The organism is uncultured Mobiluncus sp., from assembly GCF_947087965.1.
GTDB lineage: Bacteria > Actinomycetota > Actinomycetes > Actinomycetales > Actinomycetaceae > Mobiluncus.
Map to the genome: position 1 here is coordinate 221,731 of NZ_CAMUES010000003.1, position 20,913 is coordinate 242,643.

A 20,913-nucleotide genomic window follows, 5' to 3' on the forward strand; every position below is an offset into this window, starting at 1 on the left:
ATTAAAGGAAGCCACTCATGACGACTTATGACACTGTTGAAAATGCCCAACAGACCCCCGATGAACCGCAAGATTACCGCGCTTTGGGGCTGAAAGATGATGAATATGCCCACATCAAAGAAATCCTGGGACGCCGGCCTACCGCGGCGGAACTGGCGATGTATTCCGTCATGTGGTCTGAACACTGCTCGTATAAATCCTCCAAGAAGCACCTGAAGGAACAGTTCGGCGCGAAAACCACCCCGGAAATGAAGGAACACCTGCTGGTCGGTATGGGCCAAAACGCGGGGGTGGTTGACATCGGGGACGGCTACGCGGTGACGTTCAAGGTCGAGTCGCACAACCACCCCTCTTTTGTGGAGCCTTATCAGGGCGCCGCCACCGGGGTCGGCGGTATCGTCCGTGACATTATGGCGATGGGCGCGCGCCCGGTGGCGGTCATGGACCAGCTGCGTTTTGGGTCAGTAGACCACCCAGACACGGCTCGCGTGGTGCACGGCGTGGTCGCGGGCGTGGGCGGCTACGGCAACTGCCTGGGGCTGCCCAACATCGGCGGCGAAACCGAGTTCGACTCCAGTTATCAAGGAAACCCGCTGGTCAACGCCCTATGTATGGGAGTAATGCGGCACGAGGACATTCACCTGGCTAATGCGACCGGCGTGGGTAACCACGTGGTGCTGTTCGGGGCGCGCACCGGCGGGGACGGCATCGGTGGGGCCTCCATCCTGGCTTCTGAGTCTTTCGAGGACGGCATGCCCACGAAGCGTCCCAGCGTCCAGGTCGGCGACCCCTTCATGGAAAAAGTCCTGATTGAGTGCTGTTTGGAACTGTTTGACGCCGGGGTAGTGGAGGCAATCCAGGACCTCGGCGCGGCGGGGATTTCCTGCGCGACTTCCGAGCTGGCCGCCAATGGAGACTCGGGAATGCACGTAGACCTGGAGAAAGTCCTGCTGCGCGACCCGACTTTGACGGCTGGTGAAATCCTCATGAGCGAATCCCAAGAGCGCATGATGGCTATCGTCTCGACCGCCCACCTCAGCGAGTTTGAGGACATTGTCCGCAAGTGGGACGTGGAATACGCCGTGATTGGCACGGTGACCGGGGACGGACGCTTGACCGTGGACCATCACGGCCAGCGCATCGTGGACGTCGACCCAAAGACCGTCGCCATTGACTCGCCCGTTTATGACCGCCCTTATGCGAAACCGGCTTGGCAAGACGCGCTGAACGCGAACACGGTGCTGGAAGCGATGGCGCGCGGCGAGCTGGAGATGCCGGGGGATAACGACCCGGAGAAACTGCGCCAAGAAATCCTTGATGTGTGTGTGACCAACCCGAATGCGGCGGCAAAAAATTGGGTGACCGACCAGTACGACCGCTTCGTGCGCGGCAATACCGGCCTTAGCTACCCGGATGATGCCGGGGTCATTCGCGTGGTCGAAGAGACCGGGCGCGGCGTGGCGCTGTCTACGGACGCGAACGGGTGGTACACGAAGCTGGATCCTTACACCGGGGCGCAGCAAGCGCTGGCGGAGGCTTACCGCAACGTCTGCGTGGTCGGGGCGCGTCCGGTGGCGATTACGGACTGCCTGAACTTTGGTAACCCGGAGGACCCGGACGCGATGTGGCAGCTGGTCCAGGCGATGACGGGCTTGGCGGACGGCTGCGTCACCCTGAAAGTGCCGGTGACCGGCGGTAACGTGTCGCTGTATAACTCGTCAGGAGACACGATGAGCCAGCCGGATTCTTCCATCAATCCGACCCCGGTGGTGGGGATGCTGGGTTTGATGGATTCGGTGACGCGGGTGGTGCCCGCCGCTTTCGTGGCTGAAGGACAACAGATTTTGCTGCTCGGTGCCGAAACCACGGCGGAGCTGGATGGTTCGGCTTGGGCGCGGTTCCACGGGCATTTTGGTGGGAAACCGCCGGTAGTGGATTTTGCCGCGGAGCAGGCTTTGGGCGAGGTCTTGATTGCCGGTGCGGATAGTTTTGCTCACCTCGGTGCGCACGACATTTCTAACGGCGGTTTGGCCCAGGCCCTGGTGGAAATGGCGTGCCGTTTCCACATCGGGGCGCGCCTGGATTTGCGTCAGCTGCAAGCCGATACCGGATTGGGAGCGACGGCGCTGCTGTTCAGCGAGACTCAGGCGCGAGCCGTGGCTTGCGTCCGTACGGACCATATTGACGCGGTGTATCGCAGCGCGGCGGCGGCCGGTATCGGCGTGTGGCGGATTGGCGAGAGCGGCGGGTCCGATTTGGCAATAACTGTGCAACAGGGCGAAGTGCGTTTCTCGGCGCTAGAACTGGTTCAAGCCAGCAACCAGGTCTTGCCCGACTTGTTCGATTGAACCCTGCCGGCCAGATTGAACCCGTGCCGGCCAGCAATACCGCTTAAGCCTGCATAATTTGCAGCTTTCGCATACAATTACCACGTCAGCGGCTGGTGCTGACTCTAAGTCCAGAGGAGACAAACGATGGCGATTTTGACGATTGGCGACGAGTTCCCGGAGTACGACTTTCAGGCCGTAGTGGGCGGCGTACTCTCTGAGTTGCCCGTGAACAAGGAAGAAGACTACTTTACCCGGGTGCGCTCCGCTGACGTACCGGAGGGCCAGTGGCGCCTGTTCATCATGTGGCCCAAGGACTTCACCTTTGTGTGCCCCACCGAACTGGCTGGCATCGCCGGAGTTTACGAAGACCTGCAGGAACGCCATTGTGACGTGGTGGCGGTGAACACTGATTCCGAGTACGTCCACCTGGCTTGGCGCTCCAAGGACGAGCTACTGAAAAACATACCGTTCCCGCTGGCCAGCGACCTGACTCAAGAATTTGTGAAAGCTGTCGGGGTGTTGAACTGCGACGGCGTGTGCGACCGGGCGTCTTACTTGGTTGACCCCGATAATCGGGTGCGTTTCGTTTCGGTCGACGACGGCTCGGTCGGGCGTAACGCTGAGGAGCTGTTGCGCCAGCTCAACGCCCTGCAGTCTGGCGGTTTGACCTCCTGCGGGTGGCATCCGGGCGAACCGACCCTCGACGTATTCAAAGCGGCCACGAACCTCGTGTCGCTGTCTATCTGAGTCTGTTTTCATCTTCTCGACCGGGGAACCTCACCAGGTTTCCCGGTCACTTTTTTGGGTCTGTGGTGCGCACAAGGTCGGTGGTGGGGGTTTGTCGGGAACGTGCCGTCACGTGTCCAAGATGCGGAACGATTCGTTTGCGAAATGAGACCGATGGTATATTTGGCGCGACAAAATAAATTAAACAAAGGAGCGTAAACTCATGCATCCTAAACTAGAAAAAGTATTACAAGAAACTGATCATCGTAATCCCGGTGAACCGGAGTTCCTCCAGGCCTTGACTGAGGTACTGATTTCGCTGGATCCGATTATCGAACGTCACCCCGAATACGCTGATTACGGCCTGTTGGAGCGTCTGACCGAGCCGGAACGCCAGATTATTTTCCGGGTTCCCTGGGTTGATGACAAGGGCGAAGTCCAGGTCAACCGTGGCTATCGCGTGGAGTTCAACAGTGCGCTCGGCCCGTACAAGGGCGGCTTGCGCTTCCACAAGTCGGTGAACCGCAACATCATCAAGTTCCTGGGCTTCGAGCAAATCTTTAAGAACGCCTTGACGAACCAGGGCATCGGCGGCGGTAAGGGCGGTTCGGACTTCGACCCGCACGGCAAGTCGGATAACGAGGTCATGCTGTTCTGCCAGTCTTTCATGACCGAGCTGTACCGTCACATCGGCGATAAGACTGACGTTCCCGCTGGTGACATCGGTGTGGGTGGTCGCGAGATTGGCTACCTCTTCGGCCAGTACAAGCGTCTGACCGGCGTGCACGAGGCCGGCGTCCTGACCGGAAAAGGTCTGGGCTGGGGTGGTTCCCTGGTCCGTACCGAGGCGACCGGTTACGGTCAGGTCATGTTCGCGCGGTTCATGGCCGAGGACCGGGGAGAATCCCTGGAAGGCCGGACCTGCGCGGTTTCCGGTTCGGGCAACGTGGCAATCTACGCCATCGAAAAAGCTCAACAGCTCGGCGCCAAGCCGGTGACCTGCTCAGATTCAAACGGCTGGGTGTATGACAAGGACGGCATCGACCTGGATTTGCTCAAAGAGATTAAGGAACATCGCCGCGGCCGCGTTTCCGACTATGCCGCGCAGCGTCCCAGCGCGGAGTTCCACGATTCCGGCCGAGTTTGGGCCGTTCCTGTTGATGTGGCTCTGCCTGCCGCGACCCAAAACGAAATCGATGCCAACGATGCGCAGACCCTGGTGAAAAACGGTTGCAAGTATGTGGTGGAGGGCGCAAACATGCCCTCGACTCCTGAGGCGATTGACATCTTCCAGGCTGCTCCTGGCGTTTCCTACGCTCCGGGCAAGGCCGCTAACGCCGGTGGCGTGGGGACTTCCGCTTTCGAGATGGAACAGAACGCCTCGCGTTCCCGCTGGTCCTTCGAGTATGCCGAGGAACGCTTGGAAGCCATGATGCGCGACATTCACACCGATTGCTTGGCGACCGCCGAGGATTACGGCAAGCCCGGCGACTACGTTTACGGCGCGAACATCACCGGTTTCCGCCGCGTGGCTGATGCCATGCTGGCTCACGGCGTCATCTGATTATCGCCGCTTATACTAAAAAACTGCTCGGTATGCCGTATGGCATACCGAGCAGTTTAAACCGGTATCCTTGAATGCTTAAACAGATTTTGAGCCGCTTTTGGCCAGGTTATCCATACCCGCGCGGGTATCGAACGAATTTTCCAGCGTCGGGTTACAGGTTTTTCAGTTGCGCCAGGGCGGCCGCGGGGGATAAATCCGAGGGGAAGTTGAATCCGGCGCGGGGCGACAGCGTCATGCCCTCCCAGATGACCGGCCCATCGACCGAGGTAGAGCGCTTGTACTGCTGGGTCAGGAAGCGGCGGTAAAACACTTCCAGCCATTTCAGGACTTCCTCGCGGCTAAAGTAGCGGCCCTCGTTTGACCAGCTGCCCGTGGAGTCTTTCGCGTCCCTGGTGTCCTGACACTTATCCCCGGCGTCCTGACACGCACACCCCGCGGGTTTGGTGAACGCCGCCAGCGCCAGGAATCCGACCAGGTCAGGTCCGGCTCCCCGCAGCGTGTGATACAGGAAGAAATCGTGCAACAGGTACGGCCCGATTGACCCCTCTGTGGTCTGGTGCGCGATTTTCCCGTTGCTGTCGTGGTCGGGAATCAGCTCCGGGGTGACATCGGTGGCGATGATGGATTCCACCGTGTCCAGCAAGCCCGCGGGGTCAGCAACTAACTCCCGTTCGATGAGCACCTCGGCGGCCTCACGAATCAAATCGGGCATCATCGACTTGGGCACGCCGCAGTTCACCGAATAGTGGCTCATGTGATCCCCGACTCCGTAAGTCGTCCACCCTAGCGCGCTTTCGGACAAATCCCCGGTCCCCAGCACGAACCCGCGGCGCTGATTGGCCAGCCGGAACAGGTAGTCGCTGCGCAGCCCGGCTTGAACGTTCTCAAACGTGATGTCATAGACCGCCTCGCCGTGTCCGGCGGGATGTCCCATCGTTTTCAACATTTCGGTCGCAGTTGGCCGGATGTCGATAAGTTCGCAGTTCACCCCGAGCGCGGCGGCGAGTTTTTGGGCGTTGCCTTTCGTGTGTTCCGAAGTGGCGAAGCCCGGCAGGGTAAAGGTGAGAATCTCCGGTCCGCAATCGTTGCTGTCGCGGTTCGGCTCCGCCGTTTGCCGCGCCGACTCATGCGCTAAAGCGCTGTCGCGCGCAGCTTTAGCCGCTTTAGCGACCAGCAGGGCCAGGGTGGAGTCTAGGCCGCCGGAAATCCCCAAGATAATGTTCGCATTCCCCAACGCCTGCAGGCGCCGCACCAGGGCATCGCGCTGTATATCAAAGGCTTCGCGCAGGTCAGCCCGGTAGCGCCGGTTCGTCACGGGAACCAGGGGACGCTGCGCGGGCGGCTCCAGCAGGGGAATCTCGGTGTCCAAATCCAGCGCCACCTCGAAGTTTCCGTACCCGGTCAGTTCGGTATAGCCCGGGCCGGTGTAGCGCACCGCTCGCGCCAGTTCGGGCAACACGATGTCGGCCAGGGTCAAACCGGCACTGTTCAGGTGTGTTTCCGCAGCCAGGACCTGGCCGTCAGCGGCAATAAATCCGCTGGCGCTGTAGGCCCCATCGGTGGAGGATTCGCCGTGAGAGCCAATCGTTTGTACGACTGCCAGGTGCAGGTCCGCAGAGAGGGCGCGAGCCGCGCGGTGCAGGTGGCGAGTGGAACCGACCGTGTGTGCCGGTGCGGCCAGGTGGGCGATGACGGTGGCGGAGGGCAAGGAATTCCCCGACATGGCGGCGCCGAAAGAGTTGCGGGTATAGAAGCTGATGGGAGCCGGGTTGTCGGCTGCGGCCAGCCGGTTTAGTGAACCGACGACCGGCAAAATATGCAGTCCGGGCAGGTTCGTGGCGGAAAATCCCCAGCTCTGGTCTAAGTCGTCGTGGACCTCTCCGCCCCAGATGGACACCGCTCTCGACACCCCGCCGAGGCGCGCCCCCACTATGGTCACAATCGACAAATCCGCGGTCTGGGTCGCAATCCAGTGCAGCGCTGAAACGGTGGCGTTGGCGACCGCAGTGTTCGCACCCCAATCCCCAAGGGTGACGCCGGTCAGGCAGTCTTGGGGAAACACCACCAGGGCGGCGTGTTGGGCGGCGGCGGCCCGGGCCAGTTCGACGATTTGGCGGGCATTGGCGTGGGGGTCTCCCAGCTGAATCGTAAAAGTCGCGCTGGCTACGCGCGCGATTCCATGAGCATAGATGTTATCCATGAAACCAGTTTAGTCGCCCCGTGCCGCCCACGGCCCTCTCCGCCAATCTGCCAATCCGTCGCTTCACCGATTCGTTGATTCGCCCCCGCGCGCACCACCGACTCCGACACGGTTCGCCCCGACTGACCCAGATGCGCGGACTTGGCACATACCCACACTTTGGCCGCGCATTCCGCTTAGAATTAACCCGAAAGGGGTACGTGATGGAACACCTGGTACGAAAAACTGCGATAAAACTGGCTGATGGCCGCGATTTGTTCTATTTTGACGATTCTGAGCCCTATGTGTCCGGGGCGGCGACTCGCCGCAGTGACGATCCGCGTCCGCTGCCACCTCGGTTTGAGCCGGGGGATGGAACGGCGGTGTCGGGCCCGATTATGCGCCGCGACCCGTTGACGGGGGATTGGATTCCGATGGCGGCTCACCGCATGAACCGCACTTTCCTACCGCCCGCCGACGCCAATCCGCTGGGCCCAGCGCGTCCGGGCGCGACTTACCAAGACGGCGAAATCCCGGACACTGACTATGACGTGGTGGTTTTTGAAAACCGTTTCCCCTCCCTGCTGGAAGTCCCCGGCGTAAACAATGCCGAAACTCACCCGGATGGCCAGGACTTGTTCTGTGAGCGTCCCGCCAATGGGCGTTGCGAAGTCGTGTGTTTCGGCCCGGATTTGCACACGAACCTGGTTTCGATGGGGCCGGGGCGGATGCGAACCGTCATTGAGGCTTGGGCTGACCGCACCGCCGCGCTCTCGGCGTTACCCCAGATCAAACAGGTTTTTGTCTTTGAAAATCACGGCGAGGACATCGGGGTGACCCTGTCGCATCCCCACGGGCAAATCTATGCTTACCCTTACTTGACGCCGAAGACCGCGGCGATGCTGCGCCAAGCTCGCGCCCTGGCGGATAAAACCGGCGACCCCGAGGTGAACCTCATCGCCTCCGTGCGGGACGCAGAAGTCAGGGCGGGCACGCGCCTGGTTGCACAAAACGCCCACTGGGTGCTCTACGTTCCGGTCGCGGCCCGCTGGCCCATCGAGTTTCACCTGGTGCCGCGGCGTATCGTGCCGGATTTTGCGGCTCTGGATGCGGCGCAGCGCGAGTCGCTGGCCGATATTTACCTGAAGATGATGATTGTGGCGAACCATTTTCATCGCGAGCCGGCCCGTGGCGAGGACGCGCAGCCGGGGGCGTATCTGCCGGTCAACTATATTTCGGCGTGGCATCAAGCGCCGGTGGCTTCCGCGGACGGTCGCGGCCAGCTGGGCTTGCATTGCGAGTTTTTCTCTTTCCAGCGCGCGCCGGGGAAACTCAAGTACCTGGCGGGTTCCGAATCGGGGATGGGTGCCTGGATTTCCGACACGACCCCGGAACGGATTGCCACTCGCGCCCGTCAGGCGGCGCGCGAGTGCGTGGAACTGGACGCTTTTGCGGGGCTAGATTACCCCACGACTTTCCACTAAACCGCCGACTCCGCTACGCGCCCGACTCCCTGCCCGGCCACCCGGTCGGTAAACTAAGTCAACCGCCCTTTACAACTTGATACCCAAACCCAGACCACGAAACGAGGCAAAACATGAGCGACGCCACCCCCGCCACTCCGGGCAACGCCCTGGCCACCCCGGACCAATCCCAGCCGCTATTTATGGACCCTTACCCGGTGGAGCAGGGCGCTGAACGTGTCACCGACCTGTTCCGCAACACGTTTGGAACCGAGCCAGCGGGCGTGTTTCGCGCCCCGGGACGGGTCAATGTCATCGGGGAGCACACGGATTACAACGGCGGGGTCGCGTTACCGATGGCCCTGCCCCACGCGACTTATGCCGCGATGCGCCCGCGCTCGGATCGCCGGTTACGCCTCATTTCGGCCCAATTTGCCCCCGGCAGCGAGGCGCTGGAACTGGACTTGGACGAGTTTTCCCGGGGCCTGACGGACGCGATTCCCGAGGACGGTTCGCGCCTGGTCCGCGGCCCGGCGGCTTACGTGGGCGGCACGATTCTGAGTCTGGAGGACGTGTTGGAACGCCCGGGGGCGGCGACCGGCTTCGATATTGCGGTGGATTCCTGCGTGCCGCTGGGGTCGGGGCTGTCCTCATCGGCGGCGTTAGAATGTGCCGTGGCGGTCGGGGTTGACGCGCTGTGCGGGTTTGGTTTGGCCGACTCGATTCCAGGCCGTCACCAGCTGGTTGACGCGGGTCGGCGGGCGGAAAACTTTTATGTCGGAGCGCCCACCGGCGGGTTGGATCAGGCGGCGGCGCTGCTGAGCCACCCCAATCAGGTGTTCCTGCTGGATTGCCGGACTTTTGAGACGATAGATTTCCCGTTTGCGCTGGCAAAAGCGGGGATGGAGCTGCTGGTCATCGATACGCGGGCGCGTCATGATTTGGCTGATGGCCAATATGCGGCGCGCCGCCAGACCTGTGAGATTGCGGCCGCGGCTATGGGCGTGGAGTTCCTGGGTGAGCTGGTGGGCGTACTGCAGCCTGCAGATTTCGACCGGCCGCTGGAAAACCCCGACATTGCTACGATTCTGCCGCGTTTGTCCAAGCGTCTGGGTGAGGGCGAAGCGGCCGCGGAAGTGTTTCGCCGGGCGCGCCACGTGCTGACGGAAATCGTGCGGACCCGCAACTTTGCTTACGAGTTGATGCGTCCCACGGTGGATTGGGGCAAACTGGGCCAGATGATGAACGAGTCTCACGAGTCTCTGCGGGTCGACTATGAGGTGAGCTGCCCGGAGTTGGATTTGGCGGTCCAAGCGGCGTTGGACGCCGGAGCGTTAGGGGCGCGGATGACGGGCGGAGGTTTCGGCGGTTGCGCCATCGCGTTGGTTCATCTGGATGACGTAGACCGGGTTGCGCGTGATGTGACTGCCGCGTTTAGCCAGGCCGGCTGGGAACCGCCGGCGTTCCTGGTGGGTGAGCCTTCCGCAGCTGCCGGTCGGGTGTAGCCCGCGGTCGGGTCGTCACAAGGTCGGTTCGGCGGCGGGACGCGTTTCGGCTAGCCCCGCAGCGAAAGGCTAGCTCAGCAATAGACCCGGACCCCGCCGGGCTTGGGCCAGCAATACTTAGACAGCAAAAGGCCGGCCCCGTAAAGGACCGGCCCCCGCGTCTCTATGGTCTTAGTTCATCAACAAGTTTTCAGCGGCGGCGGTGCTGATGCTGTGGGCCGCGGTCGCGGCTTGCGGTGCAGCAGTAATCGAGGACTGGGTGCTTTGCGTGGCGGCGCCAGCCTGATCGGGGGTCATCGCAGGACCGCCGATTTCATCAAGGTTGCCGGTCAGGGAGTTAAACAGCCCGCCCAGTGCGAACGTTTGCGCCGCGATTTGAATCTTGGCGTGGGACAGCAGCAAATCAGCATGTTCCACGGATTTCATCGAGGCGGCTTTGTCGTCCAGGTTGATAGCCGCGATTCCGCGTCCGCCGGTGGCCAGCAGGGAGGCCAGGTCGCGCAAATCCGGGGAGCCGACTGCAATGGTCACGCCCGCGCCATGTGCGCCGGGAGCAATGGAGAAATCTGTGCCGTCCAGGACAGCTTCGCCCTGGTAGCGCGCCCCGTGCAGGGTCTGATCCAGTTGCGCCAATCCGTCAGCCAGCGCCAGACGGGCGGAGGGATCGGATTTACCGGCGGCGACTACGCTGTGAATCCACTCCAGGTGCTGCGCGGCGATATCCAAGTTTTCGTTGGCGACACGCAAAACTTCCACCCCGCGCTGAGCTTCGTGCAGTGTCTGGTGAGTCTGGCCGATTTTGGTGGCCAGCGGATTTGCCCGCAAATCCAGGGAGTCGACACGGCTGGGCGCGGCGGCTTGCTGGAGGGATTCGGTTTTCCGAGTCGCAGCGCTCTGTGCTGTCTGCTGCATCGCCAGCAGGCTGGGATTGGTATTGGTAGTGAGTTGAACAACCATGATGGCCTTCCTTAGCGTATCGTCGTTCCGGTAATCCTGGGACATTAAGTTTGTTATTGGTGACCCGCCTGATCACCAAGCTGTTGAATCAATGATAGCATCCTGAAAGCAACCTGGGAATAGAAAGATTTGATATTCGTGGCAAAGAAAATTTCTGACGCGTCCGGTCGGGCCGCGGTTTCCGCTTGGATTTCCGGGGTTTGCGGCGTCTCCGAAGCCGGGTCTGAGGCGACTGTGCCGCCGCGGCGTTCTCAGGGTTTGATAGGACAATTGTCAGGTTTGAGTGCTGCCGTGCCGCGGGCTACGGTAGCGACCGCGGTCCGGTTTACCCTGCAGCTATTGGAAGTGCGGGCGCCGGGTCAGGCGGTGGAGGTGCGGGTCCCGCCGTTCGGGGCGGTACAGATTCTGCCGGGGACGACGCATCGGCGCGGGACTCCGCCGGCGGTCGTCGAGATGCCTGCCGAGGTGTGGCTGGCGTTAGCGGTTGGGGTTTTGCCCTGGTCAACTGCCATTTCACAAGGGTTGGTGGCGGCTTCGGGGAATCGTGCCGACTTGGGGGAGCTGTTGCCGCTACGAATCTAACCCGCCGCGGGACGACTTGTGAACGTGACGGGGCATCCGCCCACTTAGGACAGCAACCGCAGGGCGGAAGACGTCGCCGTGTTCGCTTGGGCGGTGAAAGCGGCGACACCGGATTGGGCCAGCTGTGACATCGTGCGGGTGACCAAGTTCTGAGCCAGGGCGGGGGTGCCGCCGATGGCCGCGCTCAACAGCTTGGAGCTGGAGGTCATCGCGTCTACGGTCGAGGCGGTCGCATCGTTCAAACCGGTGCGGACCTGGGCGACTGCGTTCTGGGCGATGTCTAGACCTTGTGAGATTGCGGGGTTGGCGTTCGGTGCGGCCAGCAGACTGGCGAAGCCCTGTAGCCCCAGACCTTCGGTGTTGAACCCCTTGCCGTTGGGCAGGGTGGCGTCAATGGTGATGCGGGCGGTATCGCCAACGGTAAAGGTGGCGCGGAACCGGCCGTCCAGCGTCTTGTGACCGGCGAAAGATTCGTTGTCAGCCAGGCTATCCAGGCGCTGTGCCAGCAGTCCGAAGGCTTCGGCCAGTTCGGTGCGACGAGCGCCGGTCAGGGACTGGTTGGACAGTTCCGTCACGATGGTTTTCATGCCGGACAGTACTTCGTCGGCTTTGCCCAAGGATTCATTGACCACGTTGGCCGTGGTGACTGCGGCTTGGGCGGTCTGGGATTTAAAGTTTTCGGTGGCGACTTCCGCCCGAGTGTTGGCGGTGGGGGAAACCTGTACTTCGTCGCCAAAGTCGTCAACCTTGGCTGTATTGGTGTTGACCTGGGTGTTTGTGGGGGTAACCGGGGCGGCCTTGGTGGCTCCGCGCAGCGCGCTCAGACCGGCGCTGAGACCCGAGGCGTTCGGGTGTGCGGCGGCGAGTTCTTTGGAGGTTGCGGCATTGTTCCACGGGGTGCTTAGGTTATTAGCCCGGTAACTGCCCAAACCATTCAGCTGCATCTACGACTCCAATATCGATTTGTTCGGCGTTCATTAGCCTCGGTGACTTACACCTGACATATTCGGCAGTTTTCACTGCCGCATTAGAAATATTACGGGCCATTTCTGCAGGAAAACGCCATTTCAGGGAATTGTCAGGACAATTGAACTCGGCGTGTCGCCTTGACCTTTACTAACGCTCGTTTTTGGCGGGAAAAATTACCGCCCGGTAAGGGGCGAAATTATTGCAAATTCGAGGAAAACTCGGATTTAATTCAGCATTTTTTCAGGCACGGACGCTCGTTTCCCCCGCCGGTCCTCCCCGGTCTGGTGCGAGTGTGGTTAGCCGGCCTATCTCGCGCGCGAGGCGGTTATTGCGAGTACAGTTCTGTACGGATTCTATAAACTTTATTGACCCTTTGATGGTCAAGTTTCACCGAGGAGTTTGCGATGTCTCAGTCAGCAAAGGGAATGGGAATCAAAGTCAGCGCGGGCGGGCCCTACCTGGTGACCGGCGGGGTACCGCTGCGAGAAGCGCGGATTCACCCCGAGGGGCCGGGCTACACCTGGGATCCGGGTCGCGCCCTGCCTCAGAGCGAAACTTATGCCCTGTGCCGCTGCGGACTGTCGCATGACAAGCCATTTTGTGACGGTTCGCACCGTCAGGCGGACTTTGCAGGTACGGAAACGGCCAATCACCAGCCTTATACCGAACGTATCGACATTGTGGAAGGTCCCCAGCTGCGGATGGGTGATGATGGGCGCTGCGCTTACGCCCGGTTCTGTCACGGACCTGCCGGGGATGCGTGGACGCAGGTCGCCACGGCGCAAACTCCGGCTGAGGTGGCGGCGGCCACCAAGGTGATTGACGAATGCCCGGCCGGTCGTTTGACGCGCCTGGACGCGCAGGGCAACGTGCTGGAACCGGACTTGGAACCGCTGGTGGTCATCGCCCAAGACCCCCAAAATGATTGTTCTGCCGGAATCTACGTCCAGGGCGGGATCCCGCTGACGGACGCGAACGGCGAAACTTACCCGGTGCAAAATCGCTACGTGCTCTGCCGCTGTGCGGACACCAAGAACACCCCGTTCTGTGACGCCAGCCACGTGAATATCGGCTTCGATGATGGGCATATCAACGGCTGACCTCGGCGGATCGTGGGCTGGCGGGGTCTGCTGGTACGGTCGACTGCGACCAACAGACAGAGCCCGACATCACGGCTGGTGACCGCCCTGATTTGCCGGGTCTGCGCGTGGCGGGCGGGCACCGCGGGGCGCGCATCGCTGGGCGGGCGCTACACCGAACCGGCCGACGCTTTGCGCTTCCAAATCGGCGCGAACGCCACCGACATGGACACCATCGCCGTCACCTTCGTTGACGTGGTTGACATTGCCCACGCGCAACTCGGCTACATCCCCCAGGACGCCAATCACGAAGCCTTCCGCAAGGCCATCGGAAACATTCACACCCAGATTACGACCATATCCAGTGCCCGCGGCAAACTCGGTGCCATCCAGGCCCGCTTCGAACACACGATTAACAACCTGAACGTGATGGCGGAAAATTATGCAGCAACGAGCTCCCGAATTAAGGACGCCGACATGCCTGCCGAAGCCGTCAACTTCATGTGTGCCCGCATTTTGTCCCAATCTTCCAACGCGATGTTGACACATTCCATCAACAACCCCCGTGGCGTTCTGGCCCTGCTCAACGCCGCCTGACGCGCGCCACGTTTCCCCGCCTCACGCATAACCCGCCCCGATTTTTCCGTTCAATAGCAGCGATAATCCTGCGGATTACCGCGCAACCTCCTGGGGTTCGGTAATGCTAGAGCAAGCTCTGGATTACACTCGCCCTGCGTCGTTGTCTCCTTGGTTGCGTTCTCGGGTTGGTGCTGGTTTTTAGGTTCCCGCACACAACAGAAACACATGATTAACTCAACTGATGTTTCTGTGCTTCCTTGGGGAGTATTTCGCTTTGCAATCTATCTCATGTCTGATACACCCAGATTTCACTGTGTTCACTGCGATTGTTCTGGGTTCAAGGGCATTCCCCAGCAAACTTTTCCATCCCCCCACACGACAAGAGGCATGGATGATATCTTTGTATCTATTCTTCCGGAGCAAATGCTCAAGTCCATTGTTTCCGTTTTACTAACGCGCTTGTTGGACGGCGCTGCGAACCCGTCTGTAGTGCGGGGTGTTCCTTGTTTGCCGGCATGGGTAGCGCGCGACTTTGCTAGCGATATGGCACCGGTTTTTTGACGAATTTGCGCACTCAGTCGCGACATTTTCAGATTTCTTACGTTGGGGCTGCTTGGTCTCGGCGGGGGGGATGTGTCCTTTTTCCTTGTGTATATTGGCCTCAGGTGGCAATCCGATGCTATTAGTAAAGAACCCTTGAATTAATCGTTCAAGTACCCTAGTATTAATCCATGAAACGCCGCGACTTGCTGAAACGCCTTGCCGATATCGCAAGCCGCAAAGGCGAATCGCTGGAACTCGAAGAAGGCGGCAATCACACCAAAGTCCGCATAGGGCAATGGTCCGAGCCAATCCCGCGCCACCGCGAAATCCAGGAACACCTTGCTAAGGGCATTATCAGGAGGGCAAGCCGATGACCGTAAAAACCCCAAAAACCCAGAAGATGACCGACATCACCGCCCATGCTATCCGTGAAAACGGCTGGTGGGTGGCCGACTTCACTTGCGATGGCAAGGAATACGGCACACAGGCGAAGCGCCTGGATCAGCTGGTGGACATGGTCAAGGACGCTTCAGCCCTGATGACCGGCCGCCCGGAAGACACTTTCGATGTCCACATCGTTGTCGACATGGCTGAATACATTAGCGAAGTTGAAAAATATAAAGAGGCTGCCGCGCAAGCCCGCGATGCCGAGGCGAAAGTTGCCGCCGCTTCGCGTTCCGCGGTCGCAAAACTGAAAAAGGCCAACCTAGGCGTGCGCGACATAGCCACTTTGATGGGGGTCAGCCCTCAGCGCGTGTCCCAACTTGCCCATGCCTAAGGCGTGTCCTCCTGTTCAATAGGCCTTTTGGGTGCATTCCCCGGGCGTGCGGCATTTGTCCTGTCATTTGTACAATTTAATTCGAACTGTTCACATTTCGCCCGCCGCGCCTTACACTAAATTTTGCGGTGTGATTTCGGGAATAATCGAAATCCGCCCCGTGCGAGGGCAAGGCATGTTCCTCGATGATGGGTTGACGCGAGGTGTCTGACCCTTCAAAAAGACCCCAAGGATGGTGGGAGCGATGACCACGTTAAGTGTGGATGGATACTCCGCCGCGGTGTCAGCAGGCATGTCAGCGGCGGGTTTTTCTGCGCCCGACACCGATGATTTTGCCGAGCCTTTTCAGAATCGGTCTGCTGGTACGTACTCGTCTGGCACCGAGTCCCGCGCTGATGCGCCTCTGTCACTGGGGGAGTCCTCCGATGCGGATCTTTCCCTCGACTCGCTACCTGGATTTTCCCGTTCCGGTGAGCCTGGTTCTCCCGATGCGTCCGATTTGCCCGGTGTGCCCGGTTCGTCTCGCGCGTCTGGCGCGGATTCCGTTTCCGGTGCATCCAAGTCTGCGGCGGGGGCCTACTCGCGTTACGCCGTGCTGGTCCCACTGGGGGCCGCGCCGCGTGCCAACGCTAGCCGCGGGGGAGCTCCGCGCAGCATCGCCACTAATGTGATGGCTCTCAATGCTTACCGCTATAACGTGAGCGCGGAACAGATTTTGCACCAATCTCTGCAGCGTCTGTCCTCGGGTAAACGCATTAATTCGGCCGCCGATGATTCTTCCGGCCTGGCGTTGGTTCAGGGGCTGAAAACCCAGGTCCTCGGCAACCGTCAGGCGATTAAGAACGCCCAAGACGGGATTTCCCTGACTCAGACGGCAGAAGGCGTGTTGTCTACGGTTCACGATATGCTCCAGCGGATGCGCCAGCTGGCGGTCCAGGGTGCTAACGACACGTATTCCGTGTCCGCCCGGGCGCAAATCGGTTCTGAGATGGACGCTATCCGCGTGGAAATCGGGCGAATCGGCCAGGTCACCGAGGCGATGGGGCGGCGGATTTTGGGCGGCAAATACGTGGAGCCCGCTGATGCGCTGCGTTTCCAGATTGGCGCGAACGCCTCAGATGCGGAAGTCATCGCGATTACCTTTGTTGATGTCACCGACATTGCCAAGAATCAGATTGGCCACATTCCCCAGGACGCCGACCACGAGGCGTTTCAGCGCTCTATCGAGAACATCGATGATCAGATTCAGGTCATTTCCGGGGCGCGTGCCACGCTCGGCGCGTTGATGAATCGCTTCGAACACACGATTAATAACTTGAACGTCTCGGTGGAAAACCTCTGCGCGGCGCAAAGCCGTATGCAGGATGCAGATCTGGCGGCCGAATCTGTGAATTTTATGCGGGGCCGGATCCTGAGCCAATCGTCCCGAGCAGTATTGTCTCAGGCGCTGTCCGCTCCCCGCGGAGTTCTGTCGTTGCTGAGCGCTGCCTAGCCCGAAATCGGGGTGTTTCCCCGGTTTGTCCCGTCCCAGACAAACGAACGATGTGAGTTTATCGGGAATTTTTCCTTGATTATGCAAACAATTGCAGTAAAATTAAATATCGGAAATGAATTTCCTAAAGTTTCTTGTCTGCCATCCGATTGAGTAGTTTGTCGGACAGGAAGTCTGACGCAAGGCTACCAGGACGGTAAATTGCCGACTGGTCTAATCAGGAGGATTTTAAAATGGCTTTGTCTATCAATCAGAACATCATGGCTATGAACAGCTACCGTAACTTGTCCATGACCCAGACGTCTCTGGGCAAGTCCCTGGAGAAGTTGTCGTCTGGTTTCCGGATTAACCGGGCTGCCGATGACTCGTCCGGCTTGGCGATTTCTGAGGGCTTGCGCTCCCAGGTTCGCGGTAACAAGCAGGCGGTTAAGAACGCTCAGGATGGTATCTCGGTGGTTCAGACCGCTGAAGGTGCGCTGAATGAGGTTCACGACATGCTCCAGCGTATGCGTGAGCTGGCTGTCAAGGGTGCGAACGACACCAACGATGGAAAGGCTCGTGCTTACATTGAGCAGGAAATGGGTCAGCTTAAGATGGAGCTGGTTCGTGTGGGAGCTTCCACCAACTTCGATGGTCGCAAGCTCCTGTGGAACGGCGAAGCGATTGCCAAGGATAAGGTGGTTACCGGTGCCGCTGAATTCGCAATTAAGGAAAATACTGATCAAAAGACCTGGTGGGGCGCTTCCAAGAATACGTTAAATTTCCAGGTCGGTGCTAACGGTGAGGCACAGGTTGACGACATCGGTGTTAAGCTGGAGGACTTGTTTACCACCACTATGGCGAAGCTTGATGTCGCTTACTCGGTTTCCGGTAAAGCTGCTGACGCCAAGCTTAAGGATCACGCTGCTTACCAGGCTGAACTGGCTAAGATTGATGAAACCATCCAGAACGTGTCCAAGTTGCGTTCTGATTTCGGCTCGGTCCAGAACCGTTTCGAGCACACGATCAACAACCTGAATGTGGCGGTCGAGAACCTGTCCGCTTCCGAGTCTCGTATCCGCGACACGGATATGGCCGAGGAAATGATGCAGTTCACTCGCAGCCAGATTCTGCAGCAAGCCGGCACTTCCATGCTGGCCCAAGCCAACCAGGTTCCCCAGACCGTTCTGTCCCTGCTCCGCTAATCGGACATGACAGACAGCCTGGCCGTAACCCGGCTCTAGCTTATCGGAACCCCCGCCCCGGCGGGGGTTCCCCCATTTAACCCCGCCGCCCCCGCACCACGGCTGCCCCGCCGTGCCCCCTCCGCACCGGCCTTGTGACCCCGCCGCCCCCGCACCGGCCTTGTGCGGTAAAATAAGGTCACGGAACTGCATATCTACCGGTCGGCGCTGAAACATGGGTGTTCGACTAAAGATATTGAACAGGCGTTCAGCGTTTTTGTGTGCGAGATAATCGAACACGACGACCCGCACAAAGTTATCCGCCTGGGATTTGATACGTCGGGGCAGCTCATCGAGGTTGGAGCGATGATGGACGACGATGTGCGAACCCCTCACACGATGAAAGCCAGGCGGAAATATGTCGAGGAAATCCAAAGGAGACGGTAATGACAGTGATACATGAGGAAATGACCCCGGAGGAAATAGACATCGCTGAGCACTTTGAGCGCGGCCTATCGGACAGCGAGCTTCGTGCCGCCACTGTTCGGTTCGGCGCTGGAGCAATCGAGCTTCTTCCTCCGCAGCTTTCCCAGCTTTTGCATGAGCGAGCCGTCAAGGACGGGCAAAGTCAACTGGATGTCATGCGCAAGGCTTTGGAGTCGTATTTGATCCCGGCCTAGCCGCTATCGGGGTTTGCACGGGATACAAGGTGGGAGTGATGACGACTCTGGATGAATTGAAAGCGAAGCGGCAACCGGACCGGGAGGCTGTGGAAGCGCACAAACAGCGGATGCTGGCGCAGACGCGCGCTTACCGTTTGCGCGAGCTGCGCGAGGAAAACGCCATGACGCAAGCTCAGCTGGCGCAGAAACTCGAAGTCAACCAGGCCCGGGTTTCCTCCATCGAGCGGGGGAACCTGGCTCAGACCCAGGTCAGCACGTTGCAGCGTTATGTCGCCGCTTTGGGCGGCAAACTCCAGCTCATCGCTCAGTTCGGAGACGAGTCCGTGCGGATAGCCTGAGCTCGGTGGCATCACGCCGAGCCGAATTAATAGGTTTTATTCCGGGTTGTCCGAGGAATTTAGGGGCTGTTTGATACCGGGTTTCGGGGCTTGCGTGGATTATAGGGGGAGAATAGCCGGGTGGCTGCCAATAATGGCAGCTACCCGGCTATTCTCCCCTTTTAGGCACAACCCAGCTTGTACACCCTGATTCCCCGGCCAGCCCCAAAACCCCGCGCGCACGGGGCGAATCGGTAAGATAAAAACGTAAGGGACAAAACGGCTCAGGGGAGGCCCGGTGCAAATCAAGCAAACAATGACCGCGGGGGTCGCGCTGGCAACGCTGGTGGCGCTCGCCGCCACCGGACTGGTGGCGTGTTCCAGCCCCGCGACCTCAAACCAAAGCCTGAATAAACCGGGGACCTCAACCGATACCCTCATCAACGCGGCGGCGACCGAGCCGGAGCGATCCTTGATTCCGGCCGATTCCTCCTATTCCTCAGGAGCCACGTTCACCACCCTGCTATTTTCCGGCTTGTCCTATCTGAACCCGGACGGAACCATTGCAAACGAGCTGGCCACCGCGGTGGTGCCGAACCCGGACTGCACGGAGTACGATATCCAGATTCGCTCGGGCGAAGTGTTTTCCGACGGCACCAAGCTGAAAGCCGACAATTTCATCCGGGCTTGGAACGACGCCGCCAAAGCCTCGAATCGGCGCCGGAAAGCGGGGCTGTTTGAGCCTATCGAGGGCTTTTCCGCCACGGCGAACCAAGACTTGACCGGCCTGCAGCGCCTGAGCGACACGCATTTCAAAGTCCACCTGACCCAGCCGACCTGCGATTTTCCGATGCGTTTGACCGACCCGGCGTTTGTGCCGCTGCCGGATTCCGCATTTGACGCGGCGGGCAACGTGACATCGGGATTCGGGGAAAACCCTTACGGCTACGGGCCATATATGCTGGCGCGGGAGGGCGCTTGGGAACACGGCATTCAGCTGACTTTGGTGCCGAACGCGCGCTATCACGGGCCGCGCCAGGCCCAGAATGCCGGACTGGCTTTCAAGTTCTACCACGACCCGGACCAAGCCTACGAGGACCTGACCAGCGGCGCTTTGGACATTGACGAGGAACTGCCCGACAGCGCAAAAGACAGCTTCACCGAACAGCTCGGCGACCGCACCCTCACCGTGTCCTCGGCGCACGTGAAGTTCCTGGCCATCCCCTCCAGTGGGCATTTCGCCCTAAACACCGACGAAGGCCGGTTGCGCCGCGCCGCCGTGTCCCAAGCCATCAACCGTGAGGACATCGTCAAACGTTTCTTTAACGGCACCAGGCAGGTCGCCACCGATTTCGTGACCCCCACCATTGCCGGTCACACCGTGAAACTGCCCGGCAACGAGGTGCTGACCTACCGGCCTGATGTCGCCCGCAGCTTGTGGGATCAGGCGAACCAGATTTCTCCCTGGACAGCGGGAGACACCTTTACCATCGCCCGGCCCGATAACGGGTTGAATGCCTGGATTGATGTCGCTTTGGGGACCATCGGCGCGACTTTGGGGATTCACACTGCGGGCAAGTCATACCTCGATCAACGCGCCATAGATATGGCCGTGACCCGCGGCGATATCGACTCGGCTTTCCTGGTGGACTGGCAGTCACCCTATCCGGGGATGCATTCCTACCTGCAGCCGTGCTTTGCCACCGGGGGGTATGCCAACAATGTCGGGTATTCCTCACCGGATTTTGACGCGGTTTTGAATCACGCGCGCGGCGTGAGTGAGGACGCGGCGGCTAACCGGGAATATCAACGCGCCGAGGCGATATTGCTGCGTGACCTGCCGGTTTTGCCGCTGTGGCACGCGAAGTCCCTGATTGGCTGGTCCCCGCAGGTCAAAGACGTGGAGCCGAATTGGCGGGGCAGTGTGCAGTATTGGAAAGTTGCTCAGAACTAAGCGCTGGAGTCGAGCTGAAAGGTGTCAAACAAGTGGCATAATCTTAG

At 60.0% G+C, this 20,913-nt stretch carries 19 protein-coding genes; 16 read left to right on the plus strand and 3 right to left on the minus strand.

The genetic code is table 11. From position 1 onward, the window contains the following. The first annotated feature begins 17 nt into the window (after positions 1-17). The 3 genes from purL to gdhA all read left to right on the plus strand — a co-directional run bounded on the left by purL (position 18) and on the right by gdhA (position 4,620). Positions 18-2,348, plus strand: a complete 2,331-nt coding sequence (purL, locus tag Q0V70_RS04950) for a phosphoribosylformylglycinamidine synthase subunit PurL (RefSeq protein ID WP_297589093.1) — start codon at positions 18-20, stop codon at positions 2,346-2,348. Positions 2,349-2,474: 126 nt separating this feature from the next. Then, positions 2,475-3,077 carry a redoxin domain-containing protein gene (locus Q0V70_RS04955; RefSeq protein WP_297589096.1) on the plus strand — a complete coding sequence of 201 codons (603 nt, stop codon included), beginning with the start codon at positions 2,475-2,477 and terminating at the stop codon, positions 3,075-3,077. Between the two features lie 202 nt (positions 3,078-3,279). Beyond that, positions 3,280-4,620 (plus strand): NADP-specific glutamate dehydrogenase, encoded by a 1,341-nt coding sequence (gene gdhA / locus Q0V70_RS04960; protein ID WP_297589099.1) that lies wholly within the window; start codon positions 3,280-3,282, stop codon positions 4,618-4,620. A 154-nt stretch (positions 4,621-4,774) separates the two neighbouring features. On the opposite strand, the gene Q0V70_RS04965 is transcribed toward gdhA, so the two are convergent. Beyond that, on the minus strand, positions 4,775-6,823 hold the full coding sequence (locus tag Q0V70_RS04965) for an NAD(+) synthase (protein WP_297589101.1): 2,049 nt from the start codon (positions 6,821-6,823) through the stop codon (positions 4,775-4,777). A 203-nt stretch (positions 6,824-7,026) separates the two neighbouring features. Between Q0V70_RS04965 and galT the strand changes: the two genes are divergently transcribed. Both galT and galK read left to right on the plus strand, forming a co-directional pair. Beyond that, positions 7,027-8,286, plus strand: coding sequence for a galactose-1-phosphate uridylyltransferase (gene galT / locus Q0V70_RS04970; protein WP_297589105.1), 1,260 nt, complete (start codon positions 7,027-7,029; stop codon positions 8,284-8,286). 113 nt (positions 8,287-8,399) lie between these two features. Further along, a complete protein-coding gene (gene galK, locus Q0V70_RS04975; protein ID WP_297589108.1) occupies positions 8,400-9,770 on the plus strand; it encodes a galactokinase in 1,371 nt (456 codons plus the stop codon). Between the two features lie 171 nt (positions 9,771-9,941). Here the strand turns inward: galK and Q0V70_RS04980 are convergent, their stop codons facing one another. Then, complete coding sequence (locus tag Q0V70_RS04980) at positions 9,942-10,727, minus strand: hypothetical protein (RefSeq protein WP_297589110.1); 786 nt, start codon at positions 10,725-10,727, stop codon at positions 9,942-9,944. A 138-nt stretch (positions 10,728-10,865) separates the two neighbouring features. Here Q0V70_RS04980 and Q0V70_RS04985 point away from each other — a divergent pair, with 138 nt between their 5' ends. Further along, the gene (locus Q0V70_RS04985) at positions 10,866-11,309 is read left to right on the plus strand and encodes a sterol carrier family protein (protein ID WP_297589113.1); all 444 of its coding nucleotides are present in this window, start codon (positions 10,866-10,868) and stop codon (positions 11,307-11,309) included. A 44-nt stretch (positions 11,310-11,353) separates the two neighbouring features. Here the strand turns inward: Q0V70_RS04985 and Q0V70_RS04990 are convergent, their stop codons facing one another. Then, on the minus strand, positions 11,354-12,253 hold the full coding sequence (locus Q0V70_RS04990) for a hypothetical protein (protein WP_297589114.1): 900 nt from the start codon (positions 12,251-12,253) through the stop codon (positions 11,354-11,356). A gap of 429 nt (positions 12,254-12,682) precedes the next feature. On the opposite strand from Q0V70_RS04990, the gene Q0V70_RS04995 reads away from it, so the two are divergent. From Q0V70_RS04995 to Q0V70_RS05040, 10 genes are all read left to right on the plus strand, one after another. Beyond that, a complete protein-coding gene (locus Q0V70_RS04995) occupies positions 12,683-13,378 on the plus strand; it encodes a CDGSH iron-sulfur domain-containing protein (protein WP_297589116.1) in 696 nt (231 codons plus the stop codon). A gap of 78 nt (positions 13,379-13,456) precedes the next feature. Next, positions 13,457-13,954, plus strand: a complete 498-nt coding sequence (locus tag Q0V70_RS05000; RefSeq protein ID WP_297589120.1) for a flagellin — start codon at positions 13,457-13,459, stop codon at positions 13,952-13,954. A 713-nt stretch (positions 13,955-14,667) separates the two neighbouring features. Further along, a complete protein-coding gene (locus tag Q0V70_RS05005; RefSeq protein ID WP_036324903.1) occupies positions 14,668-14,853 on the plus strand; it encodes a hypothetical protein in 186 nt (61 codons plus the stop codon). Beyond that, positions 14,850-15,257 (plus strand): hypothetical protein, encoded by a 408-nt coding sequence (locus Q0V70_RS05010; RefSeq protein ID WP_297589123.1) that lies wholly within the window; start codon positions 14,850-14,852, stop codon positions 15,255-15,257. Before Q0V70_RS05005 ends, Q0V70_RS05010 begins: the two co-directional genes overlap by 4 nt. 244 nt (positions 15,258-15,501) lie before the next feature. After that, positions 15,502-16,749: a flagellin gene (locus Q0V70_RS05015; protein ID WP_297589126.1), complete on the plus strand. Its 1,248-nt coding sequence runs from the start codon at positions 15,502-15,504 to the stop codon at positions 16,747-16,749. A gap of 233 nt (positions 16,750-16,982) precedes the next feature. Then, positions 16,983-17,933 carry a flagellin gene (locus Q0V70_RS05020; RefSeq protein WP_297589129.1) on the plus strand — a complete coding sequence of 317 codons (951 nt, stop codon included), beginning with the start codon at positions 16,983-16,985 and terminating at the stop codon, positions 17,931-17,933. Positions 17,934-18,191: 258 nt separating this feature from the next. After that, entirely contained in the window at positions 18,192-18,359 is a 168-nt protein-coding gene (locus Q0V70_RS05025; protein ID WP_297589132.1) for a hypothetical protein, read from the plus strand. Then, positions 18,359-18,592, plus strand: a complete 234-nt coding sequence (locus Q0V70_RS05030) for a hypothetical protein (protein WP_282920930.1) — start codon at positions 18,359-18,361, stop codon at positions 18,590-18,592. The genes Q0V70_RS05025 and Q0V70_RS05030 overlap by 1 nt, the downstream gene beginning before the upstream one ends. Positions 18,593-18,630: 38 nt before the next feature. Beyond that, on the plus strand, positions 18,631-18,933 hold the full coding sequence (locus Q0V70_RS05035; RefSeq protein WP_297589135.1) for a helix-turn-helix domain-containing protein: 303 nt from the start codon (positions 18,631-18,633) through the stop codon (positions 18,931-18,933). A gap of 277 nt (positions 18,934-19,210) precedes the next feature. Then, positions 19,211-20,866, plus strand: coding sequence for an ABC transporter substrate-binding protein (locus Q0V70_RS05040; protein WP_297589137.1), 1,656 nt, complete (start codon positions 19,211-19,213; stop codon positions 20,864-20,866). The last annotated feature ends 47 nt before the right edge of the window (positions 20,867-20,913 follow it).